Below are 17332 nucleotides of genomic sequence, written 5' to 3' on the forward strand. Positions count from 1 at the left end.
TTATAGCAACGTATGGATTGCGAAGACAAGTTCGCTCCTTCCTGCGTCCGCCCAATCTTCGCTTTCGGACTATTGTTTACCTATTGAAATCACATTTTACGAATACGGGCAATAGCGTTGACACTTGTAAATAGCTGTAATACGACTTCACAGCGACAAGAGGCTTGAGGACGGAAGGCCCTGGAGGCTGACCGAGGCTTTTAAAGTGGAGGAGGAACGTTGAATGAGCAACAATCGTGAGCATGACACCCGGTCATTTGGGCGTCGAGCAGTGTTGAAGGGTATGGCAGGCGTCGCAGCGCTGCCGTTGCTCGGATCTGTCGTTAGCGCCCAGGCTTCGCAAAATGAGGCGACAGATTTGGCAAATCTTGTAAAGGAGGGGAAACTACCGCCCTTGGCCGAACGCGTTGGCCCCGAGCCGTTGATCGTTCAGCCATTGGAGGGGGGCGGCACCTACGGTGGCGAGTTGCGGTTCGGTCTGCGGGGGAGCTCCGATCACAACAATATCCTCCGCATGGTCGGCCCTCAGGGGTTGGTGCGGTGGAACCCGACTTACACGGAGATCGTGCCGAACGTCGCAAAGTCCTACGACGTTGATGAAACAGGGCGCGTTTTCACATTCCATCTCCGCAAAGGGATGAGATGGTCGGACGGTCATCCATTTGGGGTCGACGACATTCTCTTCAACATCGAGGACATCGTCCTCAACAACGAATTCGCGCCGACGCAACCACGCTACATCATGGGCGGCGAGCCCATGAAGGTGGAAAAAGTCGACGACCTGACAGTCCGCTTCTCTTTCAAGGAATCCTACGGGGACTTCCTGGCGGAGCTCGCCAGCCCGCTCGGGCAGCACCCAGTCCTCTATGCGAAGCACTACTGCTCGCAGTTCCATCCCAAATACAGCGGCAATATCCAGCAAATGATCAAGGAAAACGGGGCAAGCGACTGGCAGACTCTTTTCCTTCAGAAATGCGGTGACATCGAAATTCCGTCCCGATGGGCCAATCCCGAGCGCCCGACGCTTGACGCCTGGGTCGTAAGGGAGCCCTATGTCGGGGCGGCCACCCGTGTGGTGCTTGTGAGAAATCCCTACTTCTGGCAGGTCGATCCCGATGGCAAGCAGTTGCCCTATATCGACAGCGTAAGCGGCGCCATCTCGCAGGATGTCGAAAGCCTCGTGCTCTCAGCAATCGGCGGCCGTATCGATTTCGGACTGCGTCACCTCGATCCCCCGGCGAACCGCCCGGTGTTGGCGGCCAATCGCGAAAAGGGCGACTACCGGTTCTTCGCCGCGACGCCCCCCGGCGGCGTCGATACCATTTTCAACCTCAATCTGACCCATAAGAATACTGAGTTGCGCGAACTGTTCAACAAGAAGGACTTTCGCATCGCTCTTTCGCTTGGGCTGAACCGGCGCGAGATCATTGACACGGTGCTACTCGGTGAGGGCGAGCCGTGGCAGCACGGCCCGTTCGAGAACCATCCGTACTTCCACAAGCGAATTTCGACGCAATACCTCGACTTCGACCCGGACAAGGCGAACGGCCTTCTCGATGGCATCGGCCTAGACAAGCGCGGCGCGGACGGGATGCGGCTTCTGCCAACCGGAAAACCGCTGAAGTTCAAGATCGACGTCATCCCGACATTCAATCCGGAGTGGGTCGACATCTTGCAGCTTGTGGAACAGCAGTGGGCAAAGATCGGCGTCGACGTGGATATCAATCCCCTCGAACGGACGTTCTTCTTCGAGCGGACATCCGGTAGCAACGATCATGACGCGGCGGTGTGGACTGCCATTCAAAGCTGGGTTCCCGGCCAGATCCCGCAACACATCGTACCGCTCCACCAGGACAGCCGATGGGGAATTGCTTGGCGCGACTGGTACGTGAGCGGTGGGTCGAAAGGCGAAGAGCCTCCGGAAAGCGTGAAGGAGCGGATCAAGCTCTATGACCAGGCGAAAGGTGTGGTAGATCCTGAGCGGCGGAAGGAACTCATCAAGAAGATCGCGGATATCGCCGCTGATGAGTTCGAGGTTTTCGGACTGGCGAAGGCGCAGTCGACCTATGGCATCGTCAAGAACAAAATGAAGAACGTGCCGGAAGAGATTTCGAACACCTGGTATTGCGCCGCACCGTCGCAGGCTCTCCCCCAGACGTGGTTCTGGGGAGCCTGAAGATCAGCAATGATTACAAGTGGCGCTGCTGACGCGGCGTCACGCCTTTCGTTTCTCGCAGAAAGATGAGCTCATGCTACTCGCTTACATCCTGCGGCGCATTCTATGGGCGGTCCCGTTCCTTTTCGCGGCATCTCTCATCGCTTTCGCTCTAATATCCGCCCCACCCGGCGACTATCTCACCACGTTCGCAGCAACGCTTGCCCAGTCAGGAGACGTGGTAGACCAAGTCCGACTCGACGCGCTTCGAGAGCGTTACGGTTTCGACCAGCCGTTCCTTGTTCAGTATTTCCGCTGGATATCCGGCGTTCTCGCGGGCGACTTCGGTATCTCTTTCGAATGGCAGCAGCCGGTCTCTCAGTTGATCGGGGAACGCATGGCGCTGTCGGTAACGCTTGCGTTCGCGACTCTTCTGTTCACGTGGGCGCTCGCGTTTCCGATCGGGATCTACTCCGCTGTCAAGAAGTACTCCGTTGGAGACTACATCATCACCGGCATCGGCTTTATGGGGCTCGCCACTCCGAACTTTCTCGTCGCGCTCGTGCTGATGTACGTCGCGGTAGTTTACTTCGGCGCCGATGTGTCTGGTCTTTTCTCTCCCGAGTATCAGCAGGCTCCTTGGTCCTGGGGCAAGGTTGTCGATCTGCTTGCGCATCTGTGGATACCGGTGATCATCCTCGGTCTCAGTTCCACGGCGAGTTTGATCCGCATCATGCGCGCAAATCTTCTGGATGAGCTCCACAAGCCATACGTAACGACGGCTCGCGCCAAGGGGTTGTCGGAGTTCCATCTCATAATGAAGTATCCGGTCCGGCTGGCACTGAATCCGTTCGTGTCCACGATCGGCTGGGCGTTTCCGCATCTGATCTCCGGCGCTGTGATTACCGCCTTCGTGCTCTCGCTCCCAACGTCGGGTCCGTTGCTTCTGCAAGCACTGCTTGCGCAGGACATGTACTTGGCCGGTGCCTTCATCCTCCTCCTATGCTGCCTATCGATCATTGGCATGCTGGTCTCAGACATTCTGCTGGCCGTGATCGATCCGCGAATTCGCTACAGGTGATCCAATGACAGCAGCAGCAGATCCACGCCTTCTCACAACCTCCGCCGAAGATCAGGCCTCGCAATGGCGCCTTATCTGGATAGCGTTTCGTCGGCATCGCCTAGCAATGACGGGGGCGATTGTCGTCCTGTCTCTCTACCTCATTGGAGCCTTCGCCGAATTCCTGGCACCGTTCGATCCGAACGCGTCCTCTGCGAAGGACATTTACCATCCGCCACAGATGCTGCGGCTCATAGATCGAGATGCTGAAGGCGGCTGGCAACTGCGCCTTCATGTCGAGGGAATGAAGGCACAACGCGACAAGTTTACGCTCGAGACCACGTTTATTCCGGATTCGGGCAAGAAAATCTATCTTTCGATATTTGGCAAGGGCGATCCCTACGCGCTTTGGGGGCTGATACCGATGGAGCGGCATCTCCTCGCTCCAGTTAACCAGGAGGAACATTTCTATCTGCTTGGAGCGGACCGCCTCGGCAGGGACATGCTGAGCAGGATCATACATGGGACGCGCGTCTCTATGTCGATCGGCCTGATCGGTGTTGGAATGAGCCTTATGCTCGGCCTCATCCTCGGGGGGCTTTCCGGTTACTACGGCGGAGTGATCGATATGGTTGTCCAAAGGGTTGTCGAACTGATCCTCTCCCTGCCTACGATACCGCTCTGGCTGGGGCTGAGTGCCGCTCTACCCCAGTCCTGGTCGCCGCCTCAGCGCTATTTTGCGATTACTGTCATCCTTTCTCTCGTGGCATGGACCGAACTCGCGCGTGTGGTGCGAGGACGTTTCCTCGCCCTCAGGAACGAGGATTTTGTGATCTCGGCCCGCCTCGACGGTGGAAGTACGACGCGAATTATCTTCCGGCATATGATGCCCTCGATGATGAGCCACATCATCGCCTCCGTCACGTTGGCCATTCCGGTGATGATCATTGCCGAGACTTCATTGTCATTCCTCGGTCTGGGCTTGATGCCGCCCACGATCTCGTGGGGCGTCCTGCTCAAGGAGGCACAAAACATCAGGTCCATTGCCCAAGCGCCTTGGCTGTTCGCTCCCGGCGCCGCCGTTTGCCTCGCCGTGCTTTCACTGAACTTCCTTGGTGACGGGCTACGCGATGCTGCCGACCCTTACGCTCAAGACAGCCGCTGAAAAGGAATGAGCCGTGGTTACTTTGGATAATAGAACAATTCTGGAAGTGAAAAACCTAACCACCGAGTTCAAGACCCGACTTGGTCCATATCGCGCTGTAGATGATGTATCGATCGAGCTGCGGGCAGGAAAGACGCTCTGCGTCGTGGGGGAAAGCGGCTCGGGAAAGAGCGTTATGGCTCGTTCGATCCTGCAGATTGTCGATCCTCCGGGCAAGGTTGTTGGAGGCCAGGTGATCCTCCAGCGTAGCTCTGATCGTAGCGCCGAGCCGAACTGCGTGGACGTTCTTTCGCTCAAACCGAAGTCGGCCGCCATCCGCGCAATCCGCGGTCGTGACATCGCGATGATTTTTCAGGAACCAATGAGCTCCCTGTCGCCGGTACACAAGATTGGCGATCAGGTCGGGGAGGCAATTCGCTTACACGAACACGTTTCCAAAAAGGAAGCGCGCGAGCGGGCTGTTGAGTTGTTGCGCAAGGTGGAGATTCCCGATCCGGGGTCGGCGATCGATAGATACACCTTCGAGTTTTCCGGCGGAATGCGGCAGCGCGCGATGATAGCCATGGCGCTTGCCTGCAACCCTTCGGTCCTCATCGCTGACGAACCGACGACAGCACTGGACGTCACGATACAAGCGGAGATCCTGGCTCTCATTCAGTCGCTGCAGGCGTCTAGTGATATGGCCGTGTTGTTCATCACACATGACATGGGCGTGGTTGCGGAGATTGCGGACGAAATCGCGGTCATGCGCTTCGGAAAGGTTGTTGAACGTGGAGATGTTCATCAGATCTTCGAGAAGCCGGAACATCCATATACCCAACGACTCTTGGAGGCCGTTCGCGAACTCGACCGTCCCTCGGAACGGCGCCTTTCGATGCGCAAGGAACGGCCTCTTGGCGCGCCGTGCCTCGTTTCGAAAGGGGTCCGAAAGGAGTACAACTTTTCGAAGGGCTTCCTGGGACTTCAACGCAGCAGCCTGGTCGCAGTCGACAATGCCGATCTGGAACTCAGGGCAGGCGAGAACCTGGGTATCGTCGGCGAAAGCGGGTCCGGAAAGACGACATTGGGCCGATGCCTGCAGCGCGTGCACAATGTAACCTCCGGCAAGATCCTCTACACAGACCGGGCAGGGGGGCAGATCGATCTCGCTCCACTTGAGGGTCAGGCCTTGAAACAGCCCTGGCGCGACGTGCGCATGGTGTTCCAGGATCCGTTTGCCTCGCTCAATCCCCGCATGACCGTCGGCCAGATCATCGCCGAACCGCTAGTCAACAACGGGTTGCTGTCAGGCCAAGCCCTCAGGGAACGGGTGGCGGAACTGTTGGATCTCGTTGGTTTGCCGGCATCGGCAATCGAGCGTTATCCGCACGCGTTTTCGGGAGGTCAGCGTCAGAGAATCTCGATCGCTCGCGCCATTGCGCCAAATCCGCGTATCATAATTGCGGATGAAGCGACCTCCGCGCTCGACGTCAGCCTACGCACGCAAATTCTGAACCTCCTCCTCGACCTGCAGGAACGGCTCGAGTTGAGCTTCATCTTCATCAGCCATGATATCGCAGTCATCCGCTACTTCTGCGATCGCGTGGCGGTCATGTACCGTGGGCGCATAGTTGAGACGGGCGAGACGGAAGTCGTCTGCAGCAATCCGCAACATCCGTATACGCGATCGCTCCTGTCCGCAGTTCCGGTCGCCGACCCCAAGAAGCGCGGCATGGCAGAACGTGTCCGCTACCGTGAAGACGCATAAAAGCTAGGGTGAATTAGAATGAAGATTACAGACATCAAGACTTATCTCATGCAGGTCGGTGCGCGGCCGGGGCTGCCCGGCTCTTCGCCGACTGGCGTCGCCGGTGAGGCGGACTTCCGTGGCTCGCGCAACTGGCTGTTCGTGAAAATCGAGACCGACGAAGGCGTCACCGGTGTTGGTGAATGCTCCGGATGGCCGAGGGTGGCCCAGACGGCAGTTCAGGACTATAGGACGATTTTGATCGGCGAGGATCCTCGCGACATCGATCGCCTCTGGCACCGGATGTTCGTTGCATCGATGGGACACGGCATGCTTGGTACGATCGGTGGCGGCGCATTGACCGGCATCGAAATGGCGCTCTGGGATATCAAGGGCAAAGCGTTGGGACAGCCGATCTGGAACCTGCTTGGCGGCCAGTTCCGCAACAGGATTCCCGTTTATGGACACGCAAAAACCCCGGAGCGGGCCCGCGAGTTGCTCGAACGAGGATATCGGGCCGTCAAGGTCGGATTCACCGGGGCCGTTGACATCGGCAAGGTTGCTGCAGTGCGCGAGGCCGTTGGCGCCGAGGTGGATGTCATGGTCGATGCGCACGGCCCATCCTGGATGACGGCGCAGGACGCCATCATCTTGGGGCGCGAGCTTGAGGCTCTCGACCTCCTCTTCCTCGAAGATCCGGTCGCACCTGAAAACCTCGATGCCCTGCAAAGGGTTCGCGACGCCGTCGACATCCCGCTCGCCGCGGGCGAACGCGTCAGCAATATTTGGGGCATCCGTCCCTACATCGATCGTGATCTGGTGGACGTCATTCAACCCGACACCGGTCGTGCCGGTGGCATCACGCAGATGCGCAAGATGGCGGCAATGGCGGAGTCGCACTACATCACCGTGGCGCCGCATTCCGGCTCGCTTGGGCCAGTTGCGGAATTCGCCGCACTGCATGTCATGGCCACGATTCCGAACGCTCTTATGCTCGAGCGCGTGGAGATTGACTGGCCGGGGCGCTACGAGGTCGTAAAGCCGGTGCTCAAGGCCACGGACGGTCATTTACCGGTTCCCAATGCGCCCGGATTGGGCGTCGAGATCATCGAAGAAGAAATCGAAAAGTATCCGAGCCGGCGAAACATCGGCGACATGCCGCCGGACGACGGGCGTGCTTATGAGCCTGGCACCCTCACTGAATGCGTCTACTTCCAACCACGGCTCCGCCGTCGAGCACGCCTGCGTTTGAGCCAGCCGCAAGAATAGCGCGGTCACTAGCAGAACGTGCACATCGCGCGCCCTCAAGGGTAGGCTGGGACAACCCGGTCTACCCTGTCCGCTCGCGAAAGCAGCAAATCAGGGGTTTCTAGTTATCGTTGCTGCTCAGGCGACCAGCGAGATCGTACCAAGATGGGACCAGCCGTGCGTATCGACTATCCAACAGTTGAATATCTCTTAGACCAGCCCATCGGAGCGGGTGAGGGGCCGCTGTGGAGTGCCGGGGAGCAGGCGTTGTACTTCATCGACATTAGGGGCCCGGCGCTATTTCGCTTGAGCCTCAACAGCAGGAAGCTCGATCGGTGGGTCATGCCGAGCACGATCGGCGGATTCGGCCTATGTCGGGATGGGCGATTGATCGTCGCACTGCGCGGGGGGGTGCATTACTTCGACCCTCGTGCCGAGCGATTTGAGCTCATTTGTCATCCAGAAGCGGATCGGCCGATGAACCGGCTGAACGACGCCAAGGTTTCTCCCGACGGTCGTTTCTTTGTCGGAAGCATGGACACACGACCCGAGAAGGAGCGTGTCGCCTCTTTGTTTCGTGTCGATCCTGACGGGGAGGCGACGCGGATGTTTGGAGACTTGATCGTCTCGAACGGCCTGGCCTGGAGCCCGGATGGCACGACGCTGTATCACTCGGACAGCCGCAGTTCCTACGTTCAAAGCTTCGATTACGACTTGAAGACAGGTGCGCTTTCAAACCGGCGCATTGTCGTGGAACTGACCGAAGACGACGGCAGACCAGACGGCGCGGCTTGCGATGCGGAGGGATTCTATTGGTCAGCCGGGGTTACCGCCGGATGCCTTAACCGCATCGCTCCCGATGGTCGCATTGATCGCAAGGTAATGCTTCCCGTGCCAGCGCCCACCATGCCCTGTTTCGGGGGGGCCGATATGAAGACGATGTTCGTCACTTCCTTGACTTCGGCCCGCACAGGCACCGAGGTTGCGGGAACCGTCATAGCATTTCCCGTGGACGTGCCGGGCGCACCTGTCGCAAGGTTCAGCGAGAACATCCTCGCCAGATAGCGCGCAATTGGCGGCGTCTTCCGACCCTGAGCGCACCGCAGAATTCTCTACTCTCGTCTAATTTCTTCCCGAGATACCGTCGTGGCTCCCTCAGATAGGGCAAAATTTGTTTTGTCTCGGGGGCTCTTGAAGGCGAAAACCCGCTGAAATCCGGGGATTCGGAAATGTTTGCTCAAATCCGGTCGATAAAAGTTGTTAATACTTGCCTTTTCCTGTCTGTTCTATAAGATCGCAGTGTGAGAATGGTCGCAGGACCATGACGGAGCGCCGGCGATACGAGCGGCGCCTTCGCAGGAAATTGAATCGGAGGAATTTAACGCAATGCAGCAGCCATCAGCCGTGCCGAGAATGTCCCATGATCGCCCGATCAAGGCAGCGCTCGTCACTCTCCCTTACACGCCGGAGGAGCTCGACGAGTTGCGGGCGGCGGTTGCGCCGGCGGACTTCATTCATTGCTCGTCGACGGATGAGAAGGGAATTGCAGCCGCCCTAGAGGCCGTCGATGTTGCGATTATCGCCGGCGATCTCGACGACCGGTACGTCAACGCTCCGAACCTCAAGTGGGTGCACTGCGACCATTCGGGGCTAACGAAGTCAGCGCGGCCGGAGGTCTTCGAGAAGGGTCTGATCGTCACCGGCGCCGCAGGAAGATCAGCCGCGGCACTCGCGCAGCACGCTTTCTACTTTGCTCTGGCGCTCACCTATGACGCCAAGCAACTTATCGAGATGCAAACCGCTCATGTCTGGCGGGGAATTCCGGGCTATGGCGAAAAGCTGGGACTTGCCGGCAAGACGCTCGGGATTGTCGGCTACGGTCAGACGGGCGTGGAGATGGCGGCTCTCGGGAAGGCGTTCCAGATGAAGGTGATTGCCTACAATCGTAGCGTGGTCTCTTCACCTTCCAACGTCGACCTTATGCTTTGCTCCGAGCGGGGAGACAGCATCGACCAGTTGGTCGAAGAAGCCGACGTCATCATGTTGGCGACGCAGCTCACCGACGTCACCTATCATATGTTTTCGACGCAGCAGTTCGCGAGGATGAAGCGCACGGCGCTTATCATCAATATGGCGCGCGGCCTGGTGATCGATGAAGCAGCCTTACTAGAGGCCCTGAAGTCCGGCGAGATCGCGGGCGCTGGCCTCGACGTCTTCAGTAAAGAGCCGCTGCCGGCGGACTCGGCGTTGTGGGATCAGCCGAACGTACTCATAACGCCGCACATGACGCCTGGATTGCCCGACAAGCGTCGCCGGTCGATCAACATGATACTGGACAACATCGGCCGCTACCTTTCAGGCGAGCCCATGCTCAACGCGCTGAGCGCGAAAGATATGTTCACGCCCAAGTCGTGAGGGCGGCATCAAAGTTTTGGCTTGCGGGAGGAACCGACCACCGCAGCCAGTGGGTTCAACATCAGGGAGGATGAAATGAAAAGCAATCTCGTACTGAGCGCCATCGCCGCGGCGAGCGCTGCCACCATGCTGACTGCGATGCCGGCCTTTGCGCAGGCATCGGACAAGCCGATCACCGTTGTTCTAGCCGTCGAGCTGGATTCGCTCGACCCTTGCGACACCCAACCCGCGCAGAACGGGAACATCGCACGTGGAAACCTGTTCGAATCCCTGACGCATGTCAGTCCGGTCGACGGCAAGGTGGAGCCGCTTCTCGCGGAGTCCTGGAAGCAGACCAGCGACGTCGTATGGGAGTTCAAGCTGAAGAAAGGTGTCAAGTTCCATGATGGCACCGACTTCAACGCCGCCGCAGCTGCGGCAAATATCATGCGAACTCAGGGCGGACCGAACTACCCCGGCCTCGCATGCCTCAACAGCGGGCAAATTCCGGACCCGGTGAAAGCTGAAGTCGTCGATGACGAGACGCTGAGAGTTACGACGACGGTCGTCGATCCGATCCTGCCGCTTCGACTTTCCTATGTCGACATTGGTGATCTGGCCAGCCAAACCAAGCCCGACAAGGTCCTCAACCCTGTCGGCACCGGCCCGTACCAGTTCGTCAGCAGGAAGCAGGGCGAGTCGGTCAAGCTGAGCCGCTTCGATGGTTACTGGGGCAAAGCTCCGCAGATCAAGGACGTCACCTATATCTACCGAAAGGAGCCGTCGGTTCGCGCAAGCATGGTAGAGACGGGTGAGGCTCAGATTGCCTTGAGCATCCAAGCGCAGGATGCCACCGACGACGGCCGGACGGTGACGTTCAAGGACAACCGTATCTTCATCATGCGCCCCAGCACCATGAAGGAGCCGTTCGTCGATCCACGCGTTCGCCAGGCGCTTTCCTACGCCGTAGATCGCGACACGCTTGTGCCGGCCATCCTGGGCGTGACCGGCGCCCCGTACTACCAGATGCTCGGACCGCAGGTGAACGGATATCTCTCGGGCTATGACGACAAACAGGCCTTCAAGTTCGATCCGGCGAAGGCGAAAGAACTGATCGCCGCGGCAAAGGCGGATGGCCATGCGGTCGAGACCTCGTTCGACATCATCACCCGCCCGGACATTCTTCCTGACGGAGGCGAACTCGTCCAGGCGATCGCCCAGAACCTGCGCGAAGTGGGCCTCAATCCCAACATCATGAGCATGGAGAACACGGCTTGGCGCGAATTCCTGCGGCAGCCGTTCCCGCCGGAAGAGTCCGCCACGCTGCAGATGATCTCGCATGATAACACGTCGGGCGACGCGAGCTTCAGCTACCCGAAGTACATCACATGCAAGGGCATCAATTCGGCCATCTGCAATCCTGAGCTCGATAAGCTTGTAGCCGACGCTGAAGTCGCCTCCGGTGACAAGCGCGCGGAACTCTACCAGCAGGCGTCGAGCCTTCTCCTCAAGGAGGCGGGCATGATCGGCGTCGCCGAGCAGATCAGGCTGATCATGCTGGCTGAGGGTGTCCACTACCAGCCAAACCCGCTGTCGGGGCTCGAGATTCGCATCGCGGATATCACCCTCGACGATTGATTGGAACGTGGTCCACATGCAGGAGCCGCGTTCTCCAGGCGGCTCCTGCATCGGAGGAATTAGCAATGTTAACTTTTTTAGGCCGCCGGTTAGTTTCGGGTCTCGTGACCCTTCTCGGCGTTGTTGTTGTCGTGTTCTTCCTTTCCAGACTGACCGGGTCGCCCATCGACCTGTTCTTTCCGGAAGGCGCCGAGCCGGAAGTGATCGAGGCGTTCAATCGAGCCTATGGGCTCGACAAGCCCGTCATCCAGCAGTTCGGGATCTTTGTCAGCAGGCTCGCGCACGGCGACTTCGGAATGTCGATCTGGCAACAGCGCCCTGCGATGGAGGCGGCTTTGAGCGAGATGCCTATGACGCTGCTACTGGCTGCGATCGCCATGGCTATCGCGATCGCGGCAGCTCTGGCGCTAGGGTCGCTTGCTGCAGTCTATCGTTTTCGCACCCCCGACCGGGTCATCACCATCTTGTCGCTCATGACAAGCAGCATGCCCCACTTCTGGTTCGCTCTCGTCGGGATCCTGCTTTTTGCAGTGCAACTACGGGTCTTGCCCACATCAGGTAGCAATAGTTGGCTGTCCTGGATCCTCCCAGTCGCGACCGTGAGCATCGGCCCTATCGGCGTGCTGACGCAGGTTGTTCGTGGCGCGATGATCGACGTCCTCTCGTCCGGCTACATTCGCAACGCCAGAGCGCGTGGCATCTCTGGACGGCGGATCATCTACCGTCATGCGCTTCGCAACGCTGCCCTTCCGATCATCTCCGTTGCCGGCGATATCGCGGCAGGGATGGTGAATGGCGCGGTGATCGTGAGCGTGGTCTTCGCGTTTCCGGGCATCGGACGGTCGATCGTGGGCGCAATCTTGAACCGAGACTTTCCGGTTTTAGAAGCAAGCGTTGTGGTCATCGGACTCTCTGTCATCATTCTCAATCTCTTGATCGACATCATCTGCATGATCGTCGATCCCCGCATCAGACTGACGTGAGGGAGTAACTCCGTTGCAAACCGCTTTTCTCTCAACAGCCGGAAATCGCCTGACGCGCTGGCGCGCCTCCCCTCGTTGGCAGATGTTCGTCGCTTCGCCCTTGGCTGTCGCCTCCGCATGCTGGCTGTTGTTCGTGATCGTGATGGCCTTCGTCGTCGCGCCCCTCGTCATCGAGCAGGCGAACAACCAGACCATCGCGCTGCGATTCTTCGCACCGTTCCAGATGGACAAGGGCTTTGCCTTTTTCCTCGGAGCAGACAGCCTGGGACGCCCGATCATGCTTCAATTGATCGTCGGGGCGCGCACATCGGTTCTCATCGCGGTATTCGCCGTCGGAATATCGGCCGCCCTTGGCTACGCAATCGGCCTGGTGTCGGGCTACTTTGGGGGCTGGATCGACAACATCCTGCTCCGCATCGCGGACATTCTGCACACCATTCCCTCGCTCCTGATGGCGCTGGTCGTGCTGTTTGTACTTCAGCCGAGCATTTTCAACCTAATCATTGTGCTCGGGATCACCCGCATTCCCGTCTACTTGCGGACTACCCGTGCACAGACGATGGAAATTCGAGAGCGGATGTTCGTCGAAGTCGCAAGATCGCTAGGCGCGTCGAACTGGCGGATCATGACACGGGAGATAGCACCTCTTGTGTTTCCGACAATCAGAACGCTGGCGATGCTGGAGGTGGCGGCCGTCATCCTGGCTGCGGCAAGTCTCACGTTCCTGGGGATCGGCCTGCAGCGCCCCGACGTGGACTGGGGAATGATGGTCTCGGACGGACGCGCCTATCTGAAATCGGCCTGGTTCGTCGCGGTCTTCCCCGGTGCGGTCATCGTTCTGACCGCCCTGTCGGCCAACATCCTGTCGAACTGGCTCCGTGCGGTGGAAGACCCGGCCCAGAGCACGCTGTTCTTCCGAGCTAAGAAGAAGAAAGGAGCAGCCCAATGAGCTTGCTTCAAGTATCCGATCTAAGGATCACCTTCGAGAGCGGCTTTGGGACGGTCGACGCCGTGCGCGGCGTTTCGTTCTCGATGGAGATGGGCGATGCCATTGCCGTGGTTGGAGCGAGCGGCTCCGGCAAGACGGTGATGGGGCGGTCTCTGCTAGGGCTCGTCGACGCGCCGGGCATTGTTCGTGGCAGCATTATGTTCAACGGCACCGAGATCGTGGGCCGGTCGGAAAAGGCCATGCAAGACATCCGTGGGCTCGGGATCGGGATGGTCTTCCAGGACGCCCTCGACGGACTGAACCCCGTATACACCATCGGCTCACAGCTCAGCGAGATCTTCGCCGTACGCATGAGGATGTCCACCAAAGCTGCACGGGCGGAAGCAATCCGCATTATGGAACAAGTTGGTATCCACAACGCGAAGGACCGTTTCGACAACTACCCCCATCAGTTTTCGGGAGGCATGCGGCAGCGCATCTGTATAGCAATGGCGATTGGGATGAAGCCGAAGATCCTCATCGCCGACGAACCGACTACCGCCCTCGATGTAACGGTTCAGGCAGGCATCTTGCGCTTGATCAAGAGCTTGCAGGCCGAGACCGGCATGGGTCTTATCTTCGTGACGCACGACCTTGCCGTCGCCCGGATGATCTCGAAGCGGATCATCGTCATGTATGCCGGTCAAATCGTGGAAGAGGGGCTTACCGAGGAAATCTTCCAACGGCCGCGCCATCCCTACACCCGCGCATTGCTTATGGCACATCCCGGTCGGGTCAAATCTTGGCGCGACTTGGAACCCATTCCAGAGGCCTTTGTGACGGACTCGTCATCGGGAGGCGGAGGTAGCGCGTCCGCCCCGCAGGTCGTGATCAGCCAATAGGGAATGCCTTATGAACGACAAAACGCACACCCCCACTGAACCGCCGTTGCTCGAGGTGCGAAATCTCCGCAAGACCTTCGGTGGTCGCGGAAAGACGCCAGGCGCAATCGTCGCGGTGAACGATATCAGCTTCACCCTCGAGGAAGGGGAATGTTTGGCTGTCGTAGGAGAATCCGGCTCAGGCAAGTCCACGCTCGCTCGCACACTCCTGCGGCTGGTGGACGCCGATAGTGGTGCCGTTCTCTACCGAGGCGACGACATCCTGCGCTTCTCGCATGCCGACATGCAGCGGCAGCGTCGGTACCTTCAAATGGTGTTTCAGGACCCCTATGCGTCCCTTCACCCCAGAAGGACGGTGGCAGAGATCATTTCGGAGCCCTGGCAGATCCATGCCGGAGTGGTCGAGAAATCTGCGCGCAAGGCGCGGATCGATGCGCTGCTGGCGGAAGTCAATCTTCCACAGCACTTTTCCTCCTATTATCCCAACCAACTGTCGGGGGGACAAAGACAGCGTGTCGCGATCGCTCGAGCGCTCGCACTTGAGCCCAAGATCTTGATCTTGGACGAGCCGGTGTCCGCGTTGGACGTATCGGTTCAGGCTCAGGTGATCAAGGTCTTGATGTCGCTTCAGGAGCGGCGTGGCCTGGCATACATATTCATCTCGCATGACCTGCCTCTCGTGCGCCTCGTCGCAAACAAGGTCGCCGTGATGAACAAGGGAGCGTTCGTCGAGGCAGGGCCCACTGCATCGGTATTCGAGAACCCACGACATGAGTATACGAAGTCGTTGTTGGCTTCGTCGCCGATGGCTGCAGAGCAGCACTGAACATCGCCTAACCAGGTCAATTGATTGATCAAAGGTATAACTTGGGCAGGGCCGCGGTTCCGCGGCCCCAAAAGAATTGACTCGTTCACTCGCCGCCGCCAGGTAGACATCGGGAACTGAATCACGCGTCTATTTAAGAAGAACCTCGGGATTATCAACTCGACGAATGACCCTCTCCGGAGCCGAACGGACAGGGCGGCCATTGAAAGCGCAATGGCGAAGTGGCTCCGACGGCCGACCCCGAAAATCTGACCGGTGTTGTTATCGCTCTGACTGCATGAAACATTGCCGCGATGCATCTGACAGTGGAAAGCACTCCGTTTGACCGGCCTCCGCGAAACACTCGAGGAACGCCAAGTCGGCGTCTACGTCTGCGCCGTGGTCCTGGCGACGGTCGCCGCGCTCGTCATCCCCGGCACAACGGCGTTGGCGATCTGTATCAATCCTGCCCTGGCTCTGATGCTCTTCGTGACCTTGCTTCAGCTTCCGCTCGCCGATTTACGGCATGCATTCTCCCGGTTCAGGTTTCACGCGGTCCTGCTCATTACCAACTTCCTTCCCCGCCATCGTGGCGGCGCTCGTCCAGTTCCTGCCTGCCGGTCCCATGCTGCGCCTCGGCGTATTGCTGGTGTTGCTCGCACCCTGCATCGACTATGTCGTCACGTTCTCGCACCTCGGTCGTGCTGACGCTCGATTCCTGCTTGCGGCGACGCCCGCACTCCTGATCGACCAGATGTTGCTGCTGCCGGGCTATCGGGTCTTATTCCTCGGATCCGGTGCGGCCGCACTCGTTCAGATCGGACCGTTCGTGGATGCGTTCGTCTGGCTCATCGCGGTTCCCCTGGCACTTGCCGTGTTTTTCAGCTCTGGGCTGGCAGGAGCCTGGTCGGAGCACGGACCACTGCGTCACTGGGGCTGCTGCCTGTTCCTGCGACCGCCGTCGTGCTCTTTGTCGTCGTCGCAGCGGTGGTGCCGCAGCTCGGCCCGGCCCTTGACGACGGCCTTGCCGATCTACGTGGCCTTCGCCTTCATCGCACCGCTTGCGGGCTGGGCCAACGCCAGGCTGTTCCGGCTCGGCGTGCCGGCGGCACGCTCGGGCGCCTTCAGCGCCGCCACCCGCAACTCTCTGGTCGTTTTGCCGCTGGCCTTCGCCGTCCCCGTGCTTCCCGCAGTGATCCTAACGCAGACGCTCGTCGAGCTTGTCAGCGAACTGGTCTATGTCCGTCTGGCACCAAAGCTTGGTTCGAGCACAGTGACACCCGCGACTTAGTGGGCGTCGAAGGCCGTTCGGAACGACGCTTGCGAACGGCCCGATAGAACACGTCTGCTCGTTAGGGGTTGCGACCTCCGCTTGGGCGCGCGCTGTTGTTATGGCGACGTAGGGACAAAGATGACCTCGAACAGCTCCACAGGCGGCAGTTCGATAATCAGATCGTCACCTTCCCGTTTCGTCTCCGGCGACCGCTGTGAAACCAAAAGCTTCGGCGATCCCGATCCGTCGCGGACCCGGAGACTTCCTTCGGCAATCCGAACATGCGGCCCGAAAGTTCTGCGTCGTGCCCCGGTCTGATTTATGACGTGGATGACCTCACCGCCGTCGACCTGCCCAACGATTACCTCGACTTGCTCGGGCAGATTGGCGGAAACGCGGACCTTGACCAGGTCGTCGATTGTCGAGAGGAAGTAGTCTCTTATCGCGGTCGTGCCAAACTCGTGATACGTGCGCCCCACTGTCCAGGGGATCTGGACAACTACTCCTTCGCCACTCGACATACGAACAGCTCCCGGTTCGCCACTGCTGATATGGCCGTAGCATTTTTCAGGTGGCCCGTAAGGCGCTTGAGGGAGGAGGTGACCGGACTTCCTGCTCGACGGCTTCCAGACAAAGCTTGCGTGTTTGCCGAAGACGGGAACGATCGCCCCACTGTATTGGAACGCGCTGGCGTTCGGCTGTGCGCTGTCGGAGATGTAGGTTGCCCAAAGTTCAATTCCGGACTTGGGGCTGGATGCCCTCATCGCGGCCGGAGCCGACGAAAGTTCGATTCCTCCTTCCGAAGTCACAGCGCTGCTTCCCGTGAGCACGAGACTGCCGCCCGTTACGACATAATCATCCAGGCACTCAGCCGCCATGCCCACTTCACCGAGATCGGGAAGGATTATCGTTGAATACCGCGCCAGACTTCCGTCAGCGGCTATCGTTGCGATCAACTCGGCGGCAAGTACGTCGAAGGGAATGTGCTTCTCCTTCAGCATGGAATAGAGCCCCCGAAACTCCGAGACGGAATCGACGTATCCTTCCTCCGCCTT

General features: G+C 59.1%; 13 protein-coding genes and 1 pseudogene. 13 read left to right on the forward strand and 1 reads right to left on the reverse strand.

The genetic code is table 11. The features are described from left to right. Nucleotides 1–223 precede the first annotated feature (223 nt). The 13 genes from I8N66_RS29340 to I8N66_RS29400 all read left to right on the forward strand — a co-directional run bounded on the left by I8N66_RS29340 (nt 224) and on the right by I8N66_RS29400 (nt 16295). Nucleotides 224–2176, forward strand: a complete 1953-nt coding sequence (locus I8N66_RS29340; protein WP_291161572.1) for an ABC transporter substrate-binding protein — start codon at nt 224–226, stop codon at nt 2174–2176. A gap of 73 nt (nt 2177–2249) precedes the next feature. After that, a complete protein-coding gene (locus I8N66_RS29345) occupies nt 2250–3236 on the forward strand; it encodes an ABC transporter permease (RefSeq protein WP_252161455.1) in 987 nt (328 codons plus the stop codon). A gap of 4 nt (nt 3237–3240) precedes the next feature. Then, nucleotides 3241–4380 (forward strand): ABC transporter permease, encoded by a 1140-nt coding sequence (locus I8N66_RS29350; RefSeq protein WP_291161576.1) that lies wholly within the window; start codon nt 3241–3243, stop codon nt 4378–4380. 13 nt (nt 4381–4393) lie between these two features. Next, nucleotides 4394–6127: an ABC transporter ATP-binding protein gene (locus I8N66_RS29355; protein ID WP_291161579.1), complete on the forward strand. Its 1734-nt coding sequence runs from the start codon at nt 4394–4396 to the stop codon at nt 6125–6127. Between the two features lie 18 nt (nt 6128–6145). Continuing rightward, entirely contained in the window at nt 6146–7375 is a 1230-nt protein-coding gene (locus I8N66_RS29360) for a mandelate racemase/muconate lactonizing enzyme family protein (RefSeq protein WP_291161582.1), read from the forward strand. Nucleotides 7376–7531: 156 nt separating this feature from the next. Then, a complete protein-coding gene (locus I8N66_RS29365) occupies nt 7532–8419 on the forward strand; it encodes an SMP-30/gluconolactonase/LRE family protein (protein ID WP_291161585.1) in 888 nt (295 codons plus the stop codon). Nucleotides 8420–8836: 417 nt separating this feature from the next. Further along, a complete protein-coding gene (locus tag I8N66_RS29370; protein WP_291161588.1) occupies nt 8837–9769 on the forward strand; it encodes a D-2-hydroxyacid dehydrogenase in 933 nt (310 codons plus the stop codon). 75 nt (nt 9770–9844) lie between these two features. After that, nucleotides 9845–11386, forward strand: a complete 1542-nt coding sequence (locus I8N66_RS29375) for an ABC transporter substrate-binding protein (RefSeq protein WP_291161591.1) — start codon at nt 9845–9847, stop codon at nt 11384–11386. A gap of 65 nt (nt 11387–11451) precedes the next feature. Further along, entirely contained in the window at nt 11452–12369 is a 918-nt protein-coding gene (locus tag I8N66_RS29380) for an ABC transporter permease (protein WP_291161609.1), read from the forward strand. Between the two features lie 13 nt (nt 12370–12382). Then, nucleotides 12383–13318, forward strand: coding sequence for an ABC transporter permease (locus tag I8N66_RS29385; protein WP_291161593.1), 936 nt, complete (start codon nt 12383–12385; stop codon nt 13316–13318). Continuing rightward, complete coding sequence (locus tag I8N66_RS29390; RefSeq protein ID WP_291161596.1) at nt 13315–14199, forward strand: ABC transporter ATP-binding protein; 885 nt, start codon at nt 13315–13317, stop codon at nt 14197–14199. The genes I8N66_RS29385 and I8N66_RS29390 overlap by 4 nt, the downstream gene beginning before the upstream one ends. Before the next feature lie 10 nt (nt 14200–14209). Further along, nucleotides 14210–15025, forward strand: coding sequence for an ATP-binding cassette domain-containing protein (locus I8N66_RS29395; protein WP_291161599.1), 816 nt, complete (start codon nt 14210–14212; stop codon nt 15023–15025). A 505-nt stretch (nt 15026–15530) separates the two neighbouring features. After that, nucleotides 15531–16295: an arsenic resistance protein gene (locus tag I8N66_RS29400; protein WP_291161603.1), complete on the forward strand. Its 765-nt coding sequence runs from the start codon at nt 15531–15533 to the stop codon at nt 16293–16295. Between the two features lie 98 nt (nt 16296–16393). On the opposite strand, the pseudogene I8N66_RS29405 reads toward I8N66_RS29400, so the two are convergent. Next, nucleotides 16394–17332 (reverse strand): annotated as a pseudogene (locus I8N66_RS29405) (hypothetical protein); the annotation flags it as partial.

Origin of the sequence: Ensifer sp. SSB1 (assembly GCF_016652895.1) — a bacterium.
In the GTDB taxonomy this organism is placed as follows: Bacteria; Pseudomonadota; Alphaproteobacteria; order Rhizobiales; family Rhizobiaceae; genus Ensifer.